This is a genomic window from Bradyrhizobium sp. CCBAU 53421 (genome assembly GCF_015291625.1).
Taxonomy (GTDB): domain Bacteria; phylum Pseudomonadota; class Alphaproteobacteria; order Rhizobiales; family Xanthobacteraceae; genus Bradyrhizobium.
In genome coordinates this window covers 1,171,176-1,191,229 of the sequence record NZ_CP030047.1, presented here as the reverse complement: position 1 = coordinate 1,191,229, position 20,054 = coordinate 1,171,176, and the positions used below count along the sequence as shown (strand labels likewise).

The following is a 20,054-nucleotide window of genomic DNA, read 5'->3' as shown; positions in this document are numbered from 1 at the left end:
CCAAAGGCAAAGCGGGAGGAGACGACGACATGAGCAATCCGCTCTATGCATTTCCGGCGGTGTGCGAGCAGACCTTGCGGGCGCTGGCGCGCTATCCGTCGCGCACCGCCTTCGCTTGGCCGGGCGGATCGCTCAGCTATCAGGGCGCGACCGACCTGATCGGACGGATGCAGAACGTGTTCATGCGGCTCGGCTTAGCGCCGGGTACCCGCGTCGCGATGCTCACCGCCAACCGCGCCGACAGCTGGTGCGCCGGCGTCGCCGCGCAACTGTCGCGGCTCGCAATTACATGGCTGCACCCTCTCGGCTCGCTCGACGACCAGCTGTTCCAGATCGAGGACTCCGAGGCCGAGATGCTGGTCGTCGACGGCATCACGTTTCGGGATCGCGGCGGTGAGCTCGCGGCGAAGGCACAGGGCCTGAAGACCATCTTCACGCTAGGCCCGGCGGATTACGGCGCCGACCTGTTGCAGGTGGTCGAGGATGCCGGGAGCGCGAGCGCGAAGAACTTCGCCCGCGAGGACGACATCTCGACCCTGAACTACACCGGCGGCACGACCGGCAAATCCAAGGGCGCGCTGCGCTATCACCGCGAATATGGCGGCTTCGCCGCCGCGATCCTCGCCGACTTCGAGATTCCCGAGACGCCGCGCTACCTCACGGTGGCCCCCATCAGCCATGTCGCGGGTACAAAAGTGCTGCCGACGCTGATGCGCGGCGGCACCGTGCACATGCTGAAGGGGTTCGATCCGGAGGCCGTGTTCAAGACCATCGAGCGCGAGAAGATCAACTTCACGCTGTTCGTGCCGACCATGATCTATGTGATGCTGGATCATCCGGCGCTGCCCAGGACCGATCTCTCCTCGCTCGAGCTGTTGCTGTACGGCGCCTCCGCGATGTCGCCGAGCCGGCTGGTCGAAGGCATCGAGCGGATCGGCCCGGTGTTCTCGCAGCTTTATGGCCAGACCGAATGCTATCCGGTCTCGGTGCTGCGCAAGGCGGATCATGACCCGAGGACGCCGGAGCTGTTCCTGTCCTGCGGTTTCCCGATCACCGCCTGCCAGGTGAAGATCCTCGATCAGGACGACCAGGAGGTCGCGACCGGCGAGGCCGGCGAGATCTGCGTGCGCGCCACGCATGTGATGGCCGAATACTGGAAGCGGCCCGACATCACGGCGGAGACGCTGAAGAGCGGCTGGCTGCACACCGGCGACATCGCCCGCAAGGACGAGCGCGGCTACATGTTCATCCTCGATCGCAAGAAGGACATGATCGTCTCCGGCGGCTTCAACATTTTTCCGCGCGAGGTCGAAGATGTGCTGTCGCAGCACGCTGATGTGGCGATGGTCGCGGTGGTCGGCGTGCCCGACGACAAATGGGGCGAGGCGGTCACGGCCGTCGTGGTGGCGCGCGAGGGTGCTTCACCCAACGCCGACGAGTTGATCGGCCTCGTCAAGGCGAAGAAGGGCTCGGCGCACGCGCCGAAGCAGATTCAGTTCGTCAAGGAGCTGCCGATGACCGGCGTCGGCAAGGTCGACAAGAAGGTGCTGAAGGCGCGCTTCTGGTCCGGCCGCGACCGCATGGTGGGGTGAGGCGCTCGCACGAGACCGTTGTTGGTCCCGTCATCCTGAGGTGCGCGCTCTTACGCGCCTCGAAGGATGCACGGCCCGGATATTTCAGCGTGCGTCCCGGCCTATCGTGGCGACAGCCGGGCCGTCGCCCTTCGAGGCTCGTTTCGCTCGCACCTCAGGGTGACGGTGACAAGGTGGATGGCGCAGCGAGACTGTCGGTGCTCGCTGCAACCGTGTGCTGCCCTGCCCCCTGCCCCAGCAGCTGATCGAGCCGCTCGCGGAGCTGATCCTGGTGGTACGGCTTGGCCAGCCGCGGCAGGTCGACCTGGGTGCCGTCGGGCAGTTCGGCATAGCCGGTGGCGAGCAGGACGATGAGGTGCGGCCGCACCTCGCGCGAGGCCACGGCGAGTTCGATGCCGGTCATGCCGGGCATCACGTGATCGGTCATCATCAGGTCGATCTCCTGATCGCTCCTGAGGATATCGAGCGCGTGCGGTCCGGAACTGGCGCCGATCACGCGATGGCCGAGGTCCTCCAGCATCTCCATGGTCGACATCGCGATCAGCGGATCGTCGTCGACCAGCAGGATCACCGCCGAGCGCTTGACCTTCTGCGCCGCAGGCACCGGGCTCTCGACCGCCGGCGCAGTTGTCGCAACCGGCAGCAGCAGCTCGGCCGTGGTGCCCTTGCCGACGGCACTCGACAGCTGCAGCGCGCCGCCGAGCTGTTCCGCGAGCCCATGCACCATCGACAGGCCGAGCCCAGTCCCCTTCCCCACCGGCTTCGACGAGAAGAACGGCTCGATCGCCCGCTTCAGCACATCCGGCGACATGCCGGTACCGCTGTCGATGACAGACAGTTTCAGGTAGTTGCCCGGCTGCAGCGCCGGATCGCCCTTCGACTGGAAGGCCGCGAGGCGGATTTCGATCACGCCGCCATCCGGCATCGCATCGCGTGCATTGATCGCAAGGTTGAGCACAGCAAGCTCGAGCTGGTTGGTATCGACGCAAGCCGCCGGCAGTCCGCCTGGGATGTCGAGCCGCAGCGCGATGCGCGGCCCGAGCGAGCGCTCCAGCAATTCGCTCATGTCGTGCACCAGCGCGCCAAGATCGACCGGCACCGCGCGCAAATCCTGCTGCCGCGCGAATGCCAGCAGCCGCTGCGTCAGCGAGGCACCGCGCTCGGCGCCCTGCAACGCGCCGTCGACCAGCCGGCGCAGGCGCGGGTCCTCCGGCATCCGCTTGCGCAGCAGGTCGAGATTGCCCATCACGGCCATCAGCAGATTGTTGAAGTCGTGCGCGACGCCGCCGGTAAGCTGGCCGATCGCCTCCATCTTCTGCGCATGGCGGAGCTGTTCCTGCGCCCGCTCGCGCGCGGCGACCTCCTTCATAAGGTCGGCGGTGCGCTGCTCGACCCGCTGCTCCAGCGTCGCGGTGAGCTCGGCGAGCGCGGTGCGCTCCGCGGCGAGCTGCGCCAACAGCGCCTCGCGCTCGATCTCCGCGGTCTTGCGCGCGGTGATGTCGGAGCAGACCCCGACCAGCGACCGGATGCTGCCATCCGGCCGGCGCACCGCGCGGGCGCGGACATCGACCCAGTGCTGGGTGCCGTCGGGCCAGATGTTGCGATACTCGATCCGGTAATCCGCGCCGGTGCGCAGCGTTTGCTCGACGATTTCGCTGCGGCGGGCGCGGTCATCCGGATGCACCGCGGCAAGCAGATCCTGATAAATGAAGGGATCGCGGGGCTTGCGCCCGAAGAACGTCTTGCAGGTCGGCGATGCCTCGAGCTCGAGATCCGGCAGATGAAGTTCGAGCGCGCCGAGATGGCCGGCATCGAGCGCGGTCTGCAGCAGGCCTTCGCTCTCGGTCAGGTCTTCCAGGATCTGGCGGGTCTGGTACTGGCGGCGGCGGCCACGCACCGCCGCGGCGACCAGGCTCACCAGTGTGGTCGGGTGAAACGGACGCTCGATGAAGGTGACATTGCCGAGCGCGCGGCCAAGCCGCGCCGCCTCGGGATTGCGCTCGGGCCCGCCCTTCTCGCTCATCAGCACGATGGGAAAATCCGACCATGACGGCTGCGCGTTCAGCCAGTTCGTCAGGCCGGCAAGGTCGGCGGTTCTGATCGCCTCATCCGCAATGATGGCAAGGCCCGCCCCGCTTGCGACCTGGCCCTCGAGCTCGGCGAGGTCGCCGCAGATATTGGCGTAGTAGCCGGCTTCCTTGATCAGGTGGGCAGTCCTGACGGCGTCCCGCTCGCTCGCGACGAGGATGACCGCGCGTTCCGAGGACGGGCCGGGCTTCATCGCGTGGCTCCGAGCCACTGCTCAGCGCCGATATCACCCGCCCGCAACACGCAAGGCCGCCGGACGGCCTTGGCCAGGAAACCGGCGGCGAGATCGATCCGCGTCATGACACCCCCTAACGGGACCAAAACTCGTTGGTGCCGCCAACCGTTCCGGACCCGCAGGGGTATTTTTGCACAAGGCGGCCGCTCCGGGCCGCCCTTCCCCAGCGTGGCGGGTGAAACCGGCCAGCCGCTAGCGCCGCTCGATCACGAGGCTCTGGACGGTACGGCCGAAATAGCCGCGCTGGTCGGCGAGCCGCGACATCGCAAGCCCGGCACCGTCAGGCCCGATCCAGGACTCGCTGTCGAGCAGGATCCATTCGCCGACCGGCTCGCGCGCTAGGCTCACGGTGAGATCGGCGTTGATGAAGGTCCACTGGCTGAAATCGAGCGCCGGAGAAACGCCGTTGGAGAAATCCGAAGCGACCACCGCGCGCATCGCCTGCGAGACGGCCGCGCCTGCGATCAGCGGCCGGTCGACGCGGAACCAGATCGCGCCCGGGCCCAGCACACCGAAGCGGCCGCGCGCGGCCCGCATCGAGATGTTCTTCACGAACGGACTGTTCGCGAGATTGCCCGGCTCGACCATGCTTTCGTCGGGGCCCGGCAGATCGACTGGAAGGGCTGCGACATCCGGCGGCAGCTCGGCCGCCTGATGCTTGATCTTCAGCACGGTGGCCGAGACGACGAGAACGCCGTCGGCGAGCAGCCTGACGCCACAGAGCTGGAGCTTGCGGCCGTCGCGCAGGATCTCGCTCGAGATCGTCAGCGGTGCCACGGGCACCGGACGCATCAGGTCGATCGTGACCCGCGCGATCCGCATCGGCACCGGCGTCGGGATCGCTTCGGCGGCCCACACCACCAGCGCGGCCGGCGCGGAGCCATGCTGCATCCGCGGGTCCCACGGACCCGCGGCATCGGGACTGGTGACGACGCGGTCGCCGTCAACGCGAAAGATCGGCTCCATCAAAGCGCCGGATCGACCGCTTCGTCGTATTCCTTCTTGAAGCGGCCAATCAACTCGGCTGCGGGCACCACCTTGGAGATGCTGCCGACGCCCTGGCCGGAGCCCCAGATCTCCTTCCAGGCCTTCGGCTTCGCGCGCTCGCCGGATGAGTCGGTGCCGAAGCTCATCTTCGAGGGATCGGAGGTCGGCAGGTTTTCCGGATCCATGCCGGCGGCGACGATCGACGGCTTCAGGTAGTTGCCGTGCACGCCGGTGAACAGATTGGAGTAGACGATGTCCTCGGCGGACGAGTTGGTGATCATGCTCTTGTAGCCCTCGACCGCGTTTGCCTCTTGGGTCGCGATGAAGGCGGAGCCGATATAGGCGAAGTCGGCGCCGATGATGCGCGCGGCGCGAATGGCGCGGCCATTGGCGATGGTGCCCGACAGCGCGATCGGCCCGTCGAACCACTGCCGCGTCTCCGACACGAACGGGAACGGCGACAGCGTGCCGGCATGACCGCCGGCGCCGGCCGCGACCAGGATCAGGCCGTCGGCGCCCTTCTCGATCGCCTTGCGCGCGAACTTCTGATTGATCACGTCGTGGAACACGATGCCGCCCCAGCCGTGGACGGCCTGGTTGAGCTCCTCGCGCGCGCCGAGCGAGGAGATGATCATCGGCACCTTGTGCTTCTCGCAAAGCGCCATGTCGTGATCGAGCCGGTTGTTCGACTTGTGCACGATCTGGTTCACCGCGAACGGCGCCGACGGCCGCTCCGGATGCGCCTTGTCGTAGGCGGCGAGCTCTTCCTTGATCCGGTGCAGCCATTCGTCGAGCAGCTCCGGCGGCCGCGCATTCAGCGCCGGAAACGAGCCGACGACACCGGCCTTGCACTGGGCGATGACGAGATCAGGCACCGAGATGATGAACAGCGGTGCCCCGATCACGGGAAGAGACAGGCGGCCCTTGAACAGAGCAGGCATGGACATAGGCGGCGGATCCTCAAGCTGGTTGGTCTCGAATGCTGAGCGTCATACCAACAAGGCAATCTTTCCACTGTCAAGGATTGCGTTTTGGCGCTGCAAAAGGATGACAAAACCTCATCCACACACGGCATTTTTCGCAGGCGTGTGGTATCCCAGAGGCGGTTTTCGCCCGCCTTACTGGCAGACCGCCCGTGTCACGAAATTTTCCGTCTTGCAGTCGTTCGGCCCGCGCTTGTGGCCTGGCAGATAGACCAGCGGCGAGCATTTCTCCGTGGTGTTGATATCGATGCCCCTGCCTTCCTTGAATCCTTTGCTCTGACACAACCGGTCGGCGCCGATCTTGCAGTCGGGCGCACCGTTCGCCGCCACCGCGCAGGCCGCGCGCCCGGTGACCATCGTCGAGGGGCGCGCCAGGTTCGACAGGTCGTCGAAGGTCTCGCTGGGGCTCTTCAGCGCTGGCAGTGCCGACTTCGATTTCTCGAACAGCTTGCCGATTTCGTTGATCAGTCCGGGATTCTCGCGCTCGACCGGCGCCGGCGGCAGCTCGATCTGCTGCTGAGCCTCAACGGGCGGCTGCGCCGGCGACTGCACGCCGAGCGCGGGCGGCGCAGTCTGCGCCCATCCGCCCTCGATCGCAGGCAGCGCCATCGACAGCGCAAGGCCCGCCATCGCAACACGCGCCCTGCCGTGATTGAGTCGCGCGAGGTTCACTTATCGTCGATTCCATCTGCCATCGCAGCGAGCGTAGTCCGAAGCCGTCCGCGGGCAAAGACGCGAACGGCTTGAACTTTGGTCAGATCAGCTTGAATGCGACAACAAAGCCCAGCACCAGCACGATCGCGCCGATCGCGACCCACAGGCCGAGCCGCTTCTCGAGCTCGGCGCGAATGAAATCGCCGTATCGGTTGAGCAGCACCGCGACGAAGAAGAAGCGGCCGCCGCGTGCGACGATCGAGCACAGAATAAACAGCCAGATGTTGTAGCCGGCAAACCCCGACGTGATCGTCACGAGCTTGTAGGGGATCGGCGTCAGTCCCTTGACCAGGATGATCACCGCGCCCCACTCGGCATAGGAAGCGCGGAACGCGTCGACCTTGTCGGAGAGGCCGTAGAGATGGATCAGCCACTGCCCGAGCGAGTCGTAGAGCAGCGCGCCGATCGCGTAGCCGAGCACGCCGCCGGCAACCGACGCGACGGTGCACACGGCCGCGAACCACCAGGCCCGCTTCGGCCGCGCCAGCGACATCGGCAGCAGCATGATATCGGGAGGGATCGGGAAGAAGGAGCTCTCGGCGAAGGCGACGGCCGCGAGAATCCATAGCGCGTAGGGCTTGTCGGCCGCCTCGACGCACCAGTCGTAAATCCGTTTCAACATGGGCGCGATGAACCATCATGGAGCGGATTTGTCCATGCCGGGAATGGGCTGATTTGAGGCGATTTACGGCTGCCGTTTGCGCAGCCGGCTCTCCAGCGCGACAATTCGACGCCGGACCACCGGAACGGGCGCGGTCTTGGGCAGCGACTTGGGGACCTTGACCGGGGACTTCGGCAGCTTCTCGGCGATCCCGAACAGCCGCTCGCGCCGCTCCATCTCACGCCAGACATCCTCCGGCTTCACGCCTGCCGACGCCCAGAGAACAGTGAGATTGTAGAGCAGGTCCGCACTCTCGCGGACCACCGCATCCGGCTTGCCGCTGATGGCGTCGATCACGACCTCGACCGCTTCCTCGGCGAGCTTCTTGGCCATCTTGGCCGGCCCGCGCTGGAACAGCCGTGCCGTGCGCGACGTAGCCGGATCAAGATCCCTGGCCGCGATCACCGCCTGGTAAAGCCGTTCGATCGAATCACCCATTCTGCGAGCCTAATCCAAACGCGTCGCCAGCGTGTTAACAGCCCCGCCGACAACGAAAAATCCACCGGCCTCGCAGCCGGTGGATTCGATGTTTTGTGACAGTTCCGAGAACCGACGGCGGTGTCAGTACGGCACATAGGGCAGTGCCGAGCGGCGCCCGTAATAGCCGTGATAACCATAATACGGTCCGCCGCCGTAATAGACCGGGCCACCACCGTAATAGGCGGGACCGCCGTAGTAGCCCGGATCACCGTAGTAGCCATAGGAGTCGTAATAGTCGCGGCGGCTCTGGGCTGCGGCGATCGCAAGACCCGTACCGACGATCCCGGCGAACGCAGCCGCGGCAGCCGCGCCACCGCCGCCATAGTAGCGACGGCGTGCGCTGATGTCGGTCGCGCCGCTCGTGCCGTGCGATGTGGTCACGGCGGCGGCCTTGCCCGCCGGAGCAGAGCCTGCGAACGCCATCGTCGGCTCAACGGCCGTCAACGCCACGGCGGCAACCGTCGCCAATGTGGCTGCGCGGCCAATAGACGAAAAAACACCTTTTCGCGCAAACATTGCAGTCATCCTTTGTGGAAGCCGGCCCGACGGGCCTCGGTGAGCTAACCCACTCTCCCTAGATTAGGTTCCCCAAACCGAATGCAAGCTGAACAACCCTGACGTGAAATCGAGGCAGTCATCGGCCGTTCACCTTGCCAGGGGCAGAATGGACGCAATTGGCGCTTGAAAATGCGGCTTGAAATGACCTTTGCCTTGGCGCATTCGATGTCATGAAACAGGCGCAGCCGGCGCGGCACTTTGTCTCGCCTCCCGGATGTCATGATGCAGGTAAGTCGGACCACCGTTCTCCGCTGGATACTGGCCGGCATGATCGGCCTTTCGGGCGGCGTGTGGCCGGCCGTCACGCCGCTGCGCGCGGGCGATGCGCCGCAGCCGCTCACCATCCAGTTCACCCTCGACCGCCCGCTTGATGCCGCCGCAGCCCCGTTCGTGATGGCGTCGGTCGGCGGCCTGTTCGGCGCCGAGGGCCTTGCAGTCGGCACCAACGTCGCCACCAGTTCGGCAGACGCCATCGCGCGCGTCGCCGACGGCTCGAGCGATTTCGCCCTCGTCGACTTCAACTCGCTGATCCGCTTTCGCGACAAGCCTGGTGCTGTCCCGGTCAAGGCGGTGTTCGTGCTGTTCAATCAGGCGCCCTATGCGATCATCGCCCGCAAGAGCCGGGGCATCAAGGCGCTGACCGACATCCAGGGCAAGAACCTCGGCGTCGCGGAGGGCGATCTCTCGATCCGGCTGTGGCCCGCGGTCGCCAAACAGAACGGCATCAAGCTTGCGAGCGTGAAGCAGAACACGATCAGCGCCGCGGTGCGCGAGCCGATGCTGTCTGCCGGCCAGATCGATGCCGTGACCGGCTTCTCCTACCTCTCGGCGATCAATCTGCGCGATCGCGGCGTGCCCGCCGATGACCTCGCGGTGCTGCGCTTTGCCGACTATGGCTGCGAGGCCTATGGCTTTGCGGTGATCGTCAGCCCGCGCCTCGCCGCGGCGAAGCCGGACGCGGTGAAAGGCTTCGTGCGCGCGGTGATCGGCGGCACCAACCTCGCCGTCAAGGACCCGGCCCGCGCCGCGAGCGAGGTGGTGAGCCGGATGGATGGCGGTTCGCGCGATCTGGAGCTCGAGCGGCTGGCTGCCATCATCCGCGACAACATCCTGACCGGCGAGGTGAAGCGCAACGGCCTCGGCGGCATCGAGCCGGAACGCTTCGAGCGCTCGGTCGACCAGCTCGCCGAGGACTTCAAATTCCAGAAGCGGCCGCACCCAGCCGACATCTTCGACGACCAGTTCCTGCCGCCGATCGATGGCCGGCTGGTGAATTGAGGGCATGTGAATGCACGGCTGACGAGCGGCACCAAATGTTCAGCGTCGTCCTGGCGAAAGCCAGGACGACGACATAGGGAGCCGCTCGGCACAATCACCGTCACGCTCAGTATGACGCGCTGTCACCGCTGGCCCTCGCTGGCGAACCCTGATTAAATCGCATCCCGCCTGACCGGGCACCCACCGCTGACGAGTCCCGCCGGCATGTCCATGCTTCGCCTCTATACCCGCGTCCTCGAACTGCTCGGCAAGGAGGCGCGGCTCGGCTGGATCCTGGCCGCTGCCAACATGCTGCTCGCCGGCGCGCAATTCGCCGAGCCGGTGCTGTTCGGCAAGATCGTCGACGTGCTGTCCGGGCGGCCGGTCACCGGGCTGTTCGCAACGAACTCGGCATGGCCGCTGCTCGCGGCCTGGGCGGCGTTCGGCCTGTTCACGATCGGCTGCAGCGCGATCGTCGCGTTGCAGGCCGACCGGCTGGCGCATCGCCAGCGCCAGGCGGTGCTGACCGATTATTTCGAGCACATCCTGCAGCTGCCGCTGACCTTCCACTCCGGCACCCATTCCGGGCGGCTGATGAAGGTGATGCTGAACGGCACCGATGCGCTGTGGCGGCTCTGGCTCGGCTTCTTCCGCGAGCATTTCGCCGCGATCATGTCGCTGATCGTGCTGCTGCCGCTCGCGCTCTACATCAACTGGCGGCTGGCGATCCTGCTGTTCGTGCTCTGCGTCGTGTTCACCGTGCTGACCACGCTGGTGGTGCGCAAGACCTACGGCATGCAGAGCGAGGTCGAGGCCTATTACAGCGACCTCTCGGCGCGCGCCTCCGACGCGCTCGGCAATGTCGCGCTGGTGCAGAGCTTCGTGCGGATCGATTCCGAGGTGCAGGGCCTGCGCTACGTCGCCGACAAACTGCTCGCGGTGCAGATGCCGGTGCTGTCATGGTGGGCGCTGGTCACCGTGATCACGCGCGCCTCGACCACGATCACGGTGCTCGCGATCTTCACCGTCGGCATCGCGCTCCACAATGAAGGCCTCACCACGGTCGGCGAGATCGTGATGTTCGTCTCGTTCGCCACCATGCTGATCCAGAAGCTCGAGCAGGTGGTGAGCTTCATCAACAATGTGTTCATGGAAGCGCCGCGGCTGCAGGAGTTCTTCGACGTGCTCGACGCGGTGCCGGCGGTGCGCGACCGGCCCGGCGCGGTCGATCCCGGCCGGCTGTCGGGGCTGGTCGAGTTCAACGACGTCTCGTTCTCCTATGACGGCAAGCGGCCGGCGATCGAGGACCTCAGCTTCACCGCACTGCCGGGCCAGACCATCGCGCTGGTCGGATCGACCGGCGCCGGCAAATCCACCGCGATCGCGCTGTTGCATCGCGCGTTCGATCCGCAATCCGGCATCATCAAGATCGACGGTATGGACATACGCGCGCTGAAGCTGACGGCGCTGCGGCGGAACATCGGCGTGGTGTTCCAGGAGGCGCTGCTGTTCAACCGCTCGCTCGCCGACAATCTGCGCGTCGGCAAGCCCGATGCAACCGACGAGGAGCTGCGTACCGCCGCGGCGCGCGCACAGGCGCTGGATTTCATCGAGCGCAGCGACAAGAAGTTCGACACCCATGCCGGCGAGCGCGGCCGCATGCTGTCCGGCGGCGAGCGTCAGCGGCTGTCGATCGCGCGTGCGCTGCTCAAGGATCCGCCGATCCTGATCCTCGACGAGGCAACCAGCGCACTCGACGCCGTCACCGAGGCCAAGGTCAATGCTGCTCTCGATGAAGTGATGAAGGGCCGAACCACCTTCGTGATCGCACACCGTCTCTCGACCATCCGCCACGCCACCCGCATCCTGCTGTTCGACCAGGGACGGGTGATCGAAAGCGGAACTTTCGATGAACTGGTGGCGAAAGGTGGGCGTTTTGCCGAACTCGCGCGGGCCCAGTTCATGGTCCAGGAACAGGCGCGCGCCAGCATCGAGGCACCATAAATCTCCCCTTTCCAATTGAGGCGGCTGCCGAAATTCAGCCGATTTCGTCCACGATATAATCGGCCGGCCTCTGTTCTCTGCTGGCAAGCCGGTATAGGGTTTGCATCGCCGCAAAGCGGCGCCGGACACGCTTGAAACCCGTACGTCACATCGCAAGACCTCCTTCGTCCGAAGGCGGGTCTCAAAGGACCGGAACCGGACTCGTGCATTTTCCTCGCCCGCTGCGCCCGTCGTTGAAATGGATTCTGGCCGTCGCGATGCTCGCCATCGCAACGCCGCAGATCGCACAGGCCGAAGCGCTGCTGGTCGTCGAGGCCGATACGGGCAAGGTGCTGCAGGCCGACAATGCGACGATGCCGTGGTATCCGGCTTCGCTCAGCAAGCTGATGACCGCCTATGTCACGCTGAAGGCGGTCAAGGACGGCCGCGTGTCGCTCGACACGCTGCTCACGGTGTCGCCGAACGCAGCGTCGCAGTCGCCCTCGAAGATGGGCTTCCGGCCCGGCACCCAGGTCACTGTCGACAACGCGCTGAAGATGATGCTGGTGAAGTCGGCCAACGACATGGCCGTGGTGCTGGCCGAGGGCATCGGCGGCTCGATCGACGGCTTTGCCGGCGAAATGAACCAGACCGCCTCGAGGCTCGGCATGACGCAAACGAGCTACGTCAACCCGAACGGCCTGCCCGCCGATGGCCAGATCACCTCGGCGCGCGACATGGCGATCCTCGCCCGCGCCATCATCCGCGACCTGCCGGAATACGAATATTTCGTCCACATCCCGTCGATCCGCTTCGGCCGCCGCATCACCCAGAACTTCAACAAGCTGATCGGCCGCTATCCTGGCGCCGACGGTTTCAAGACCGGCTTCATCTGCGCCTCCGGCTACAATCTCGTGGCGTCGGCGACGCGCGACGGCAAGCGGCTGATCGCGGTGGTGCTCGGCGCCTCCTCGGGCCGCATGCGCGCGATCCGCGCCGCGCAGCTCTTGGATCGGGGCTTTGCCAATAACGGGCTGGCGTGGCTGCGGCCCTCGCTCGGCACCGTCGACAATCTGGTGCCGATCGATTCCACCCCGCCGAACCTGCGCGAGGAGATGTGCGGCGCCAAGCACAAGCGGCCCGCCAGCGACGAGGACGGCGAAGACACCGTCGCCAGCGCCGGCGCGAGCACCAACGGCGACAGTGGCGTGAGCTTCTTCGCCTCGGGCCTGCAGGCCGCGATGCCGACCAAGCCGGCCGACATGCTGGCGCAGCCGGCGGCGGCATCCGAACCGGTCGTGGTTTATACGGGGCCGACCAAGACCGGCGCCGCGTTGATCGCCGCGGTCGATGCCGACACCGAGAAGATGCAGCCGGTCAAGCGCGCCAAGGGCAAGCACACCCGTGTCGCCGGCAAGAAGCCCGATGCGGCTGATGACGCGAAGGGTGACGCCAAGAACGCCTCCAAGTCGGATAGCAAGTCGGACAACAAGCCGGCCGCCAAGCCGGTGCGTCACGCCAACGCCAAGCCGGATGCCGCAGCTGCGAAGCCCGCCGCGGACAAGCCGGCCGCCGCGAAGCCTGCCGGCAAGCCGGCGGCGGCGGCAAAGCCCGCTGCGAAGCCCAAAGCCGAGAAGCCGAAGGCCGACGCCAAGCCGGCCGGCTAACCGAGCGGCCGCTCGTTCTATTCTCCAATGCGTCGATAGCGCGCAGCGGCTTGCCATTGGCCGCGGCATCGCTCAATACTGCCTGAAATAAGGCGGCCAAAATCGCCCGGCCAAGATACGGTCAAGACACGGTCAGGGGCCGGAAAACCCGGAAGCAATCCGGGACATCTGCCAGATTTTGAGAGAGGGAATGACCATTATGGAGCGCATCTGGCTCAAGCATTATCCGGCCGGCGTGCCCGCCGATATCGACGTCACGCAATATTCGTCGCTGGTCGAATTGCTGGAAGAGAGCTTCAAGAAGTTCGCCGATCGCAAGGCGTTCATCTGCATGGACAAGGCGATCACCTATCGCGAGCTCGACGAGATGTCGACGGCGCTCGGCGCCTACCTGCAGGGCAAGGGCCTGCAGAAGGGCGCACGGGTCGCGCTGATGATGCCGAACGTGCTGCAATATCCGGTTGCGACCGCCGCCGTGCTGCGCGCAGGCTATGCCGTGGTCAACGTCAATCCGCTCTACACCCCGCGCGAGCTCGAGCACCAGCTCAAGGATTCCGGCGCGGAAGCCATCATCGTGCTGGAGAATTTCGCCACCACCGTGCAGAAGGTGCTCGCGAACACCGCGGTGAAGCACGTGATCGTCGGCAGCATGGGCGACCTGCTCGGCTTCAAGGGCGTGATCGTCAATCTGGTGGTGCGCCGGGTGAAGAAGATGGTGCCGGCCTGGTCGATCCCCGGCGCCGTCGGCTTCAATGAAGCGCTGTCCGCCGGACGCGGCATGAAGCTCAACAAGCCGGTGCTGACGCGTCAGGACGTCGCCTTCCTGCAATATACCGGCGGCACCACCGGCGTCTCCAAGGGCGCCACGCTGATCCACCAGAACGTGCTCGCCAACGTGCTGCAGAATGACGCCTGGCTGCAGCCGGCGCTGAAGAAGCCGCCGCATGTCGAGCAGCTCTTCATCGTCTGCGCGCTGCCGCTCTATCACATCTTCGCGCTGACCGCGTGCTATTTGCTCGCGGTGCGCGCCGGCGGCGTCAATCTGCTGATCCCGAACCCGCGCGACATGGCGGGCTTCATCAAGGAGCTGTCGAAGTACCAGGTCAACAGCTTCCCCGCGGTCAACACGCTCTACAACGGCCTCTTGAACACACCCGGCTTCGACAAGCTCGACTTCTCCAAGCTGAAGACCTCGTTCGGCGGCGGCATGGCAACGCAGAAGCCGGTCGCCGAGAAATGGCTGAAGGTCACCGGCTGTGCGCTGTCGGAAGGCTACGGCCTGTCGGAGACCTCGCCAACGCTGACCTGCAATCCCGCTGACGCCGACGAGTTCTCCGGTTCGATCGGCATTCCGGTGCCCTCGACCCATCTGTCGATCCGCGACGACGACGGCAACGAGCTGCCGATCGGTCAGGCCGGCGAGATCTGCGCCAAGGGTCCGCAGGTGATGGCGGGCTACTGGAACAGGCCGGACGAGACCGCGCGCGTGATGACCGCGGACGGCTATTTCCGCACCGGCGACATTGGCGTGATGGACGAGCGCGGCTTCACCAAGATCGTCGATCGCAAGAAGGACATGATCCTGGTCTCGGGCTTCAACGTCTATCCGAACGAGATCGAGGAAGTGCTCGCGAGCCATCCGGGCGTGCTCGAATGCGCCGTGATCGGCGTCCCCGATGCGAAGTCCGGCGAGGCGGTGAAGGCCTTTGTGGTCAAGAAGGACCCCAACGTCACGGCGGAGGACATCATCAAGTTCAGCGCCACCCAGCTCACCGCCTACAAGGTGCCGAAGCAGATCGAGTTCAGGACCGACCTGCCGAAGACGAATGTCGGCAAGATCCTGCGCCGCGAGCTGCGCGACGAGAAGAAGGCTGCGGCCTAGAGCATAATCCGGAAGAGTGCGAAGCGGTTTTCCCTCGCGACAAACGCGTGACGCGTTTGCGCGGAGATTATGCTCAAACAAGAGCCAAGTGATGCGGGGTGTTGGACAGACATGACTGACGCTCGCATTGCGACGCCGGCCGACGTCATCGCGTTCTGGCGAGAAGCCGGCCGCGACCGCTGGTACACGCATGACGCCGCCTTCGATGCCGAAATCCGCAGCCGCTTCCTTGCCACCTGGCAGAAGGCGGCTGCCGGCGAATTGTCGTCATGGGAGGCGAGCGACGAGGGCGCGCTGGCGCTGACCATCGTGCTCGACCAGTTTCCGCGAAACCTGTTTCGAGACGACGCCAGGACCTTTTCGAGTGACGCGCTGGCGCGTGACGTGGCAAGGCGCGCCATCGACCGCGGCGTCGATGCGCGGACCGACCCGGTGCTGCGCGAATTCCTCTATTTGCCTTTCGAGCATTCGGAGGACCTCGGCGACCAGCAGCGCTGCGTGACGCTGTTCCGGCAATATGACTGCCATCCCGACAACTTGAAATATGCCGAGGACCACGCCGACATCATCCGCCGGTTCGGCCGCTTCCCGCACCGGAATCGGGTGCTGGGCCGGCAGACCACGGCCGAAGAGCAGGCCTTTCTCGACGCCGGCGGGTTTTCCGGCTGATGACGGAACAGTGACGAGAGCCTGTTTCCGTTCCGATTGAATCGGAACGGGGCTCTAGATTCTTGTTTTGACGCGTTTTCTTCACGCGAACCGGTATCCACTTCGCTCGAAAACGCTTTAGTTTCGGGCATTGCCGTTCTTCAGCGAGCCCGTATTGTGCCGTGTCGTAGCCGGGTTTAAGACAATTCCGCTTCACCGAGGGAGAACGACGATGACGATTAATGTTGGCGACAAGCTGCCGGAAGCCAAGTTTCGCGTGATGACCGCCGAGGGTCCGCAGGTCAAAACCACCGACGACATTTTCAAGGGCAAGAAGGTCGCCCTGTTCGCGGTGCCCGGCGCCTACACCGGCACCTGCCACAAGATGCATCTGCCGAGCATCTTCCTCAACGCCTATGCCATGAAGAACAAGGGCGTCGACACCATTGCGATCGTCTCGGTCAACGACGCCTTCGTGATGAACGCCTGGAAGCGCGACACCGACCAGCGCGACGAAGCCGTCTTCCTCGCCGACGGCAACGCCGACTTCACCAAGGCGATCGGCATGGAGCTCGACGCCTCCGGCAACGGCCTCGGCATCCGCTCCCACCGCTACTCGATGCTAGTCGAGGACGGCGTCGTGAAGAAGCTCAACAAGGAGCCGGCTCCGGGCAAGGTCGAGGTCTCCGGCGGCGACACGCTGCTCGGGCAGCTCTGAGCTGACGACCCACGGACACTGTCGTCGCCCGGCTCGACCGGGCGATCCAGTACGCCGCGGCCTCTCGCTTCAATTACCGCCGTCTCTGGAATACTGGATCGCCCGCCTTCGCGGGCGATGACGGTTTTGAGGACTGGCGGTGGCCGCGATCGCGGACGCGACGGCGCGCCCTACCCCTTCAACCGCGCCATCGCCACGCCCTCGCGCGCCAGCTCGTCGGCGCGCTCGTTCTCGGCGTGGCCGGCATGGCCCTTGATCCAGTGCCAGCGCACCTCGTGCGGCTTCAGCGCGGCGTCGAGGCGCTGCCACAGCTCGACGTTCTTGACCGGCTTCTTGTCGGCGGTGCGCCAGCCATTGCGCTTCCAGCCGTGGATCCATCCGGTGATGCCCTGGCGGACGTACTTGCTGTCGGTGGTGAGGTCGACCACGCAGGGCTTCTTCAGGGCTTCCAGCGCCGAGATCGCCGCCATCAGCTCCATGCGGTTGTTGGTGGTGTGGGCCTCGCCGCCCTTCAATTCCTTCTCGACCTCGCCGAATCTGAGGATCGCGCCCCAGCCGCCCGGTCCCGGGTTTCCGGAGCAGGCACCATCGGTGAAGACAATCACATGCGGCTTGTCGCTCACGCCGCGCATCCTGCCGGCGTGATGCCGTAGTCGTTGATGGCGGCGACGTTCTGGTGGAAGCGCAGCTTGCGGACGTATTCCAGCGGGTCCTTCGGCTGCACCAGCGCGCCCTCGGGCACGTTGAGGAAATCGACCAGCCGCGTCAGCAGGAAACGGAGCGCGGCGCCGCGCGCGAGCAGCGGCAGCGCGGCCTCCTCCGCCGCCGACAATTGCCGCTCGCGGCCATAGGCATTGAGCAGCGCGCGGGCCTTGGTGACGTTGAAGGAATGATCCGGCTCGAAGCACCAGGCGTTGAGGCAGATCGCAACGTCGTAGGCCAGGATGTCGTTGCAGGCGAACGGGAAGTCGATCAACCCCGAGAGCTTGTCGCCGAGGAAGAAGACGTTGTCGGGAAACAGATCGGCATGGATCACGCCGACCGGCAGATCCACCGGCCACGCGGCTTCGAGATGGTCGAGCTCACGCGCGATGAAGTCGGAGAGGCCCGGCTGCACGCTGTCGGCCCGCGCCGCGGCGAGATCGAACAGCGGCCGCCAGCCGGACACCGACAGCGGATTCCTGCGGACCAGCGGAAAGTCGGCACCCGCGAGATGCATTTTGGCCAGCGCCTCGCCGACGCCCGAGCAGTGCGTCACGTTCGGCCGCCGCGGCCACACCCCTTCGAGGAAGTTGATGATTGCAGCCGGCCGGCCGGCAAGCCGGCTAGTGACCTCGCCCTTGCGGTTGCGCGCAGGCTGCGGGCACGACACCCCGCGCTCGGCGAGATGCGCCATCAGCGACAGGAAATACGGCAGATCGTCTTCCGCCACGCGCTTCTCATAGAGCGTGAGGATGTAGGCGCCCTGGCTGGTGTGCAGCAGAAAGTTCGAATTCTCGACACCCTCGGCGATGCCCTTGTAGGAGAGCAATTCGCCGATGTCGTAGCTCTTGAGGAATTCCGCGAGGTCTTCGGCGGCAACGTCGGTGTAAACCGCCATATGGTCTATTCCGCCGCGGCAGCGTCGGGCCGCAGCGAACGCGGCAGCGGGAAGAATTCGTTCTCTTCCGCGGCCGAGACCGTCTCCACGTGCAGTTCGTAGCGCTCGGCGAAGGCGCCCATGATCTCCTCGACGATCACTTCCGGCGCCGATGCGCCCGCCGTGATGCCGAGGCTCCTGATGCCTTCGAAGCGCGCCCAATCGATGTCGCTGGCCCGTTGGGCCAGAATCGCAATCGGGCAGCCCTCGCGCTCGGCGACCTCGCGCAGGCGCTGCGAGTTCGACGAGTTCGGCGCGCCGACCACGATCAGGGCATCGACCACCGGCGCCACCTTCTTGACCGCAAGCTGGCGGTTGGTGGTGGCGTAGCAGATGTCTTCCTTGTGCGGACCGTTGACGTTCGGGAAGCGCTCCTTGAGCAGCGCCACGATCTCCGCGGTATCGTCGATCGACAGCGTGGTCTGGGTCACAAAGGCGAGGTTGTCGGGGTCCTTCGGGACGAAGGTTTTGGCATCCTCGGCGGTCTCGATCAGGGTCACGGCGCCCTCGGGCAGCTGGCCCAGCGTGCCGACCACCTCGGGGTGATGCGAATGCCCAATCAGCAGGATCTCGCGGCCGCGCTTGAAATGGATCGCCGCCTCGCGGTGGACCTTGGTCACCAACGGGCAGGTCGCGTCCAGCGAGAAGAAATTGCGGGATTTGGCCTCGGCGGGAACCGACTTGGGAACGCCATGGGCCGAAAACACCACCGGGGCGTTGGTTTCGTCGGGAATTTCGGACAATTCCTCGACGAAAATGGCGCCCTTGGTCTTCAGGCTGTCGACGACGTACTTGTTATGGACGATTTCGTGCCGGACATAGACCGGCGCACCATAAATGGTGAGGGCACGTTCGACCGTGTCGATGGCGCGGACCACCCCGGCGCAGAAGCCGCGGGGGGAACAAAGCACGATTTTAAGATCGGGTTTTTTCGCTGACATGGGCTGTCTTGAAGCTGTCTCGGGGGCAATTTCGGGACCGAATCACCCCTCGCCGGCAGGGCGGGGAACGGCCAGTTAGAGTAAGGACTTGGGACTGCTTTCGGGCGCTGTCAAGGCGATTTTGCTGGCCCATTGCGCCATTCCCCCCGGAGGGCTTATATAGGCCCTATAATTCCCGTCATCGCCGATGACTACCAGCTTCGCCTCGACAGAGGTGGGCGAAGCACAAAGGAGATTTGCCATGAGCAACGCACCGCTGATGCCGAAGGCGACTGCCGTGTGGTTGGTCGATAATACCGCCCTGACCTTCGATCAGGTGGCCGATTTCACCAAAATGCACCCCCTTGAGGTGCGCGCCATCGCCGACGGCGACGCCGCCCAGGGCATCAAGGGCATGGACCCGATTTCCAACGGCCAGCTGACCCGCGAGGAGATCGAGCGCGGCGAGCGGGACCAGAACTACCGTCTCAGGCTCCAGGAGAGCAAGGTGGTGCTGCCGACCGCGGCCAAGAAGAAGGGTCCGCGCTACACCCCGGTGTCGCGCCGCCATGAGCGGCCGAGCGCGATCCTCTGGCTGGTGCGCAACCACCCCGAGCTGAAGGACGCCCAGATCATGCGGCTGGTCGGGACCACCAAGACCACGATCGCGAGCGTGCGCGACCGCACCCACTGGAACGCCTCGACCCTGACCCCGATGGACCCGGTGACGCTCGGCCTGTGCTCGCAGATCGAGCTCGATTTCGAGGTGCAGCGCGCCGCCAAGGAAAAGCCAACCACGACCGTCTACGGCGGCGCCACGTTGCTGCCGGCCTCCGAGACCACGCGCAAGGACGAGCTGGACGATCAGCCGATCGAGCGGCACGACGATCTCAATGTCGATGCCGTGTTCGCCAAGCTGAAGACGATCGGCGGCAAGAAGCCCGACGACGAAGAGTAAGCGCCGGCTGCTTCTCTCAAAGACCGGAATGTGAAACGCGGCGGGCAACCCGCCGCGTTTTTGTTTGGCGCCTGAGGCGCTGCG

Annotated in this window: 18 protein-coding genes; 8 read left to right on the top strand and 10 right to left on the bottom strand. The window is 65.4% G+C overall.

Going from position 1 to position 20,054, the window contains the following annotated elements; all coding sequences use genetic code 11:
• Positions 1-29: 29 nt before the first annotated feature.
• Entirely contained in the window at positions 30-1,592 is a 1,563-nt protein-coding gene (locus tag XH92_RS05485; protein WP_194458331.1) for an AMP-binding protein, read from the top strand.
• A gap of 154 nt (positions 1,593-1,746) precedes the next feature.
• On the opposite strand, the gene XH92_RS05480 is transcribed toward XH92_RS05485, so the two are convergent.
• The 7 genes from XH92_RS05480 to XH92_RS05450 form a co-directional block, all read right to left on the bottom strand.
• Entirely contained in the window at positions 1,747-3,873 is a 2,127-nt protein-coding gene (locus tag XH92_RS05480) for an ATP-binding protein (RefSeq protein ID WP_194458329.1), read from the bottom strand.
• A 234-nt stretch (positions 3,874-4,107) separates the two neighbouring features.
• On the bottom strand, positions 4,108-4,881 hold the full coding sequence (locus XH92_RS05475; protein ID WP_194458328.1) for a thioesterase family protein: 774 nt from the start codon (positions 4,879-4,881) through the stop codon (positions 4,108-4,110).
• A complete protein-coding gene (locus tag XH92_RS05470) occupies positions 4,881-5,849 on the bottom strand; it encodes a nitronate monooxygenase family protein (RefSeq protein WP_194458327.1) in 969 nt (322 codons plus the stop codon). The genes XH92_RS05475 and XH92_RS05470 overlap by 1 nt, the downstream gene beginning before the upstream one ends.
• Positions 5,850-6,020: 171 nt before the next feature.
• Entirely contained in the window at positions 6,021-6,515 is a 495-nt protein-coding gene (locus tag XH92_RS05465; protein ID WP_194461122.1) for a hypothetical protein, read from the bottom strand.
• Between the two features lie 124 nt (positions 6,516-6,639).
• Positions 6,640-7,221: a YqaA family protein gene (locus XH92_RS05460; protein ID WP_194458326.1), complete on the bottom strand. Its 582-nt coding sequence runs from the start codon at positions 7,219-7,221 to the stop codon at positions 6,640-6,642.
• A gap of 63 nt (positions 7,222-7,284) precedes the next feature.
• Positions 7,285-7,698, bottom strand: a complete 414-nt coding sequence (hisE, locus tag XH92_RS05455) for a phosphoribosyl-ATP diphosphatase (protein ID WP_194458325.1) — start codon at positions 7,696-7,698, stop codon at positions 7,285-7,287.
• Positions 7,699-7,821: 123 nt separating this feature from the next.
• The gene (locus tag XH92_RS05450; RefSeq protein WP_194458324.1) at positions 7,822-8,256 is read right to left on the bottom strand and encodes a hypothetical protein; all 435 of its coding nucleotides are present in this window, start codon (positions 8,254-8,256) and stop codon (positions 7,822-7,824) included.
• Positions 8,257-8,520: 264 nt separating this feature from the next.
• On the opposite strand from XH92_RS05450, the gene XH92_RS05445 reads away from it, so the two are divergent.
• The 6 genes from XH92_RS05445 (at position 8,521) to XH92_RS05420 (ending at position 16,453) form a co-directional block, all read left to right on the top strand.
• Positions 8,521-9,576 carry an ABC transporter substrate-binding protein gene (locus XH92_RS05445; RefSeq protein ID WP_194458322.1) on the top strand — a complete coding sequence of 352 codons (1,056 nt, stop codon included), beginning with the start codon at positions 8,521-8,523 and terminating at the stop codon, positions 9,574-9,576.
• Between the two features lie 204 nt (positions 9,577-9,780).
• Complete coding sequence (locus XH92_RS05440; RefSeq protein WP_194458321.1) at positions 9,781-11,559, top strand: glucan ABC transporter ATP-binding protein/ permease; 1,779 nt, start codon at positions 9,781-9,783, stop codon at positions 11,557-11,559.
• A gap of 203 nt (positions 11,560-11,762) precedes the next feature.
• Entirely contained in the window at positions 11,763-13,205 is a 1,443-nt protein-coding gene (locus XH92_RS05435; protein WP_194458319.1) for a D-alanyl-D-alanine carboxypeptidase family protein, read from the top strand.
• A gap of 199 nt (positions 13,206-13,404) precedes the next feature.
• Positions 13,405-15,087: a long-chain fatty acid--CoA ligase gene (locus XH92_RS05430; protein ID WP_194461121.1), complete on the top strand. Its 1,683-nt coding sequence runs from the start codon at positions 13,405-13,407 to the stop codon at positions 15,085-15,087.
• A 111-nt stretch (positions 15,088-15,198) separates the two neighbouring features.
• Positions 15,199-15,756, top strand: a complete 558-nt coding sequence (locus tag XH92_RS05425) for a DUF924 family protein (RefSeq protein ID WP_194458318.1) — start codon at positions 15,199-15,201, stop codon at positions 15,754-15,756.
• A gap of 211 nt (positions 15,757-15,967) precedes the next feature.
• Entirely contained in the window at positions 15,968-16,453 is a 486-nt protein-coding gene (locus XH92_RS05420; RefSeq protein ID WP_194458317.1) for a peroxiredoxin, read from the top strand.
• A gap of 170 nt (positions 16,454-16,623) precedes the next feature.
• On the opposite strand, the gene rnhA is transcribed toward XH92_RS05420, so the two are convergent.
• Genes rnhA through ispH form a run of 3 tightly spaced genes read right to left on the bottom strand, consistent with a single transcriptional unit; the run spans position 16,624 to position 19,033 of the window.
• Entirely contained in the window at positions 16,624-17,085 is a 462-nt protein-coding gene (rnhA, locus tag XH92_RS05415) for a ribonuclease HI (RefSeq protein ID WP_194458316.1), read from the bottom strand.
• Positions 17,073-18,053, bottom strand: a complete 981-nt coding sequence (locus tag XH92_RS05410) for a homoserine kinase (RefSeq protein WP_194458315.1) — start codon at positions 18,051-18,053, stop codon at positions 17,073-17,075. Before XH92_RS05410 ends, rnhA begins: the two co-directional genes overlap by 13 nt.
• Positions 18,054-18,058: 5 nt before the next feature.
• Positions 18,059-19,033: a 4-hydroxy-3-methylbut-2-enyl diphosphate reductase gene (ispH, locus tag XH92_RS05405; RefSeq protein ID WP_050629849.1), complete on the bottom strand. Its 975-nt coding sequence runs from the start codon at positions 19,031-19,033 to the stop codon at positions 18,059-18,061.
• Positions 19,034-19,274: 241 nt separating this feature from the next.
• Between ispH and XH92_RS05400 the strand changes: the two genes are divergently transcribed.
• The gene (locus XH92_RS05400) at positions 19,275-19,970 is read left to right on the top strand and encodes a DUF1013 domain-containing protein (protein ID WP_167529195.1); all 696 of its coding nucleotides are present in this window, start codon (positions 19,275-19,277) and stop codon (positions 19,968-19,970) included.
• Positions 19,971-20,054: the final 84 nt, after the last annotated feature.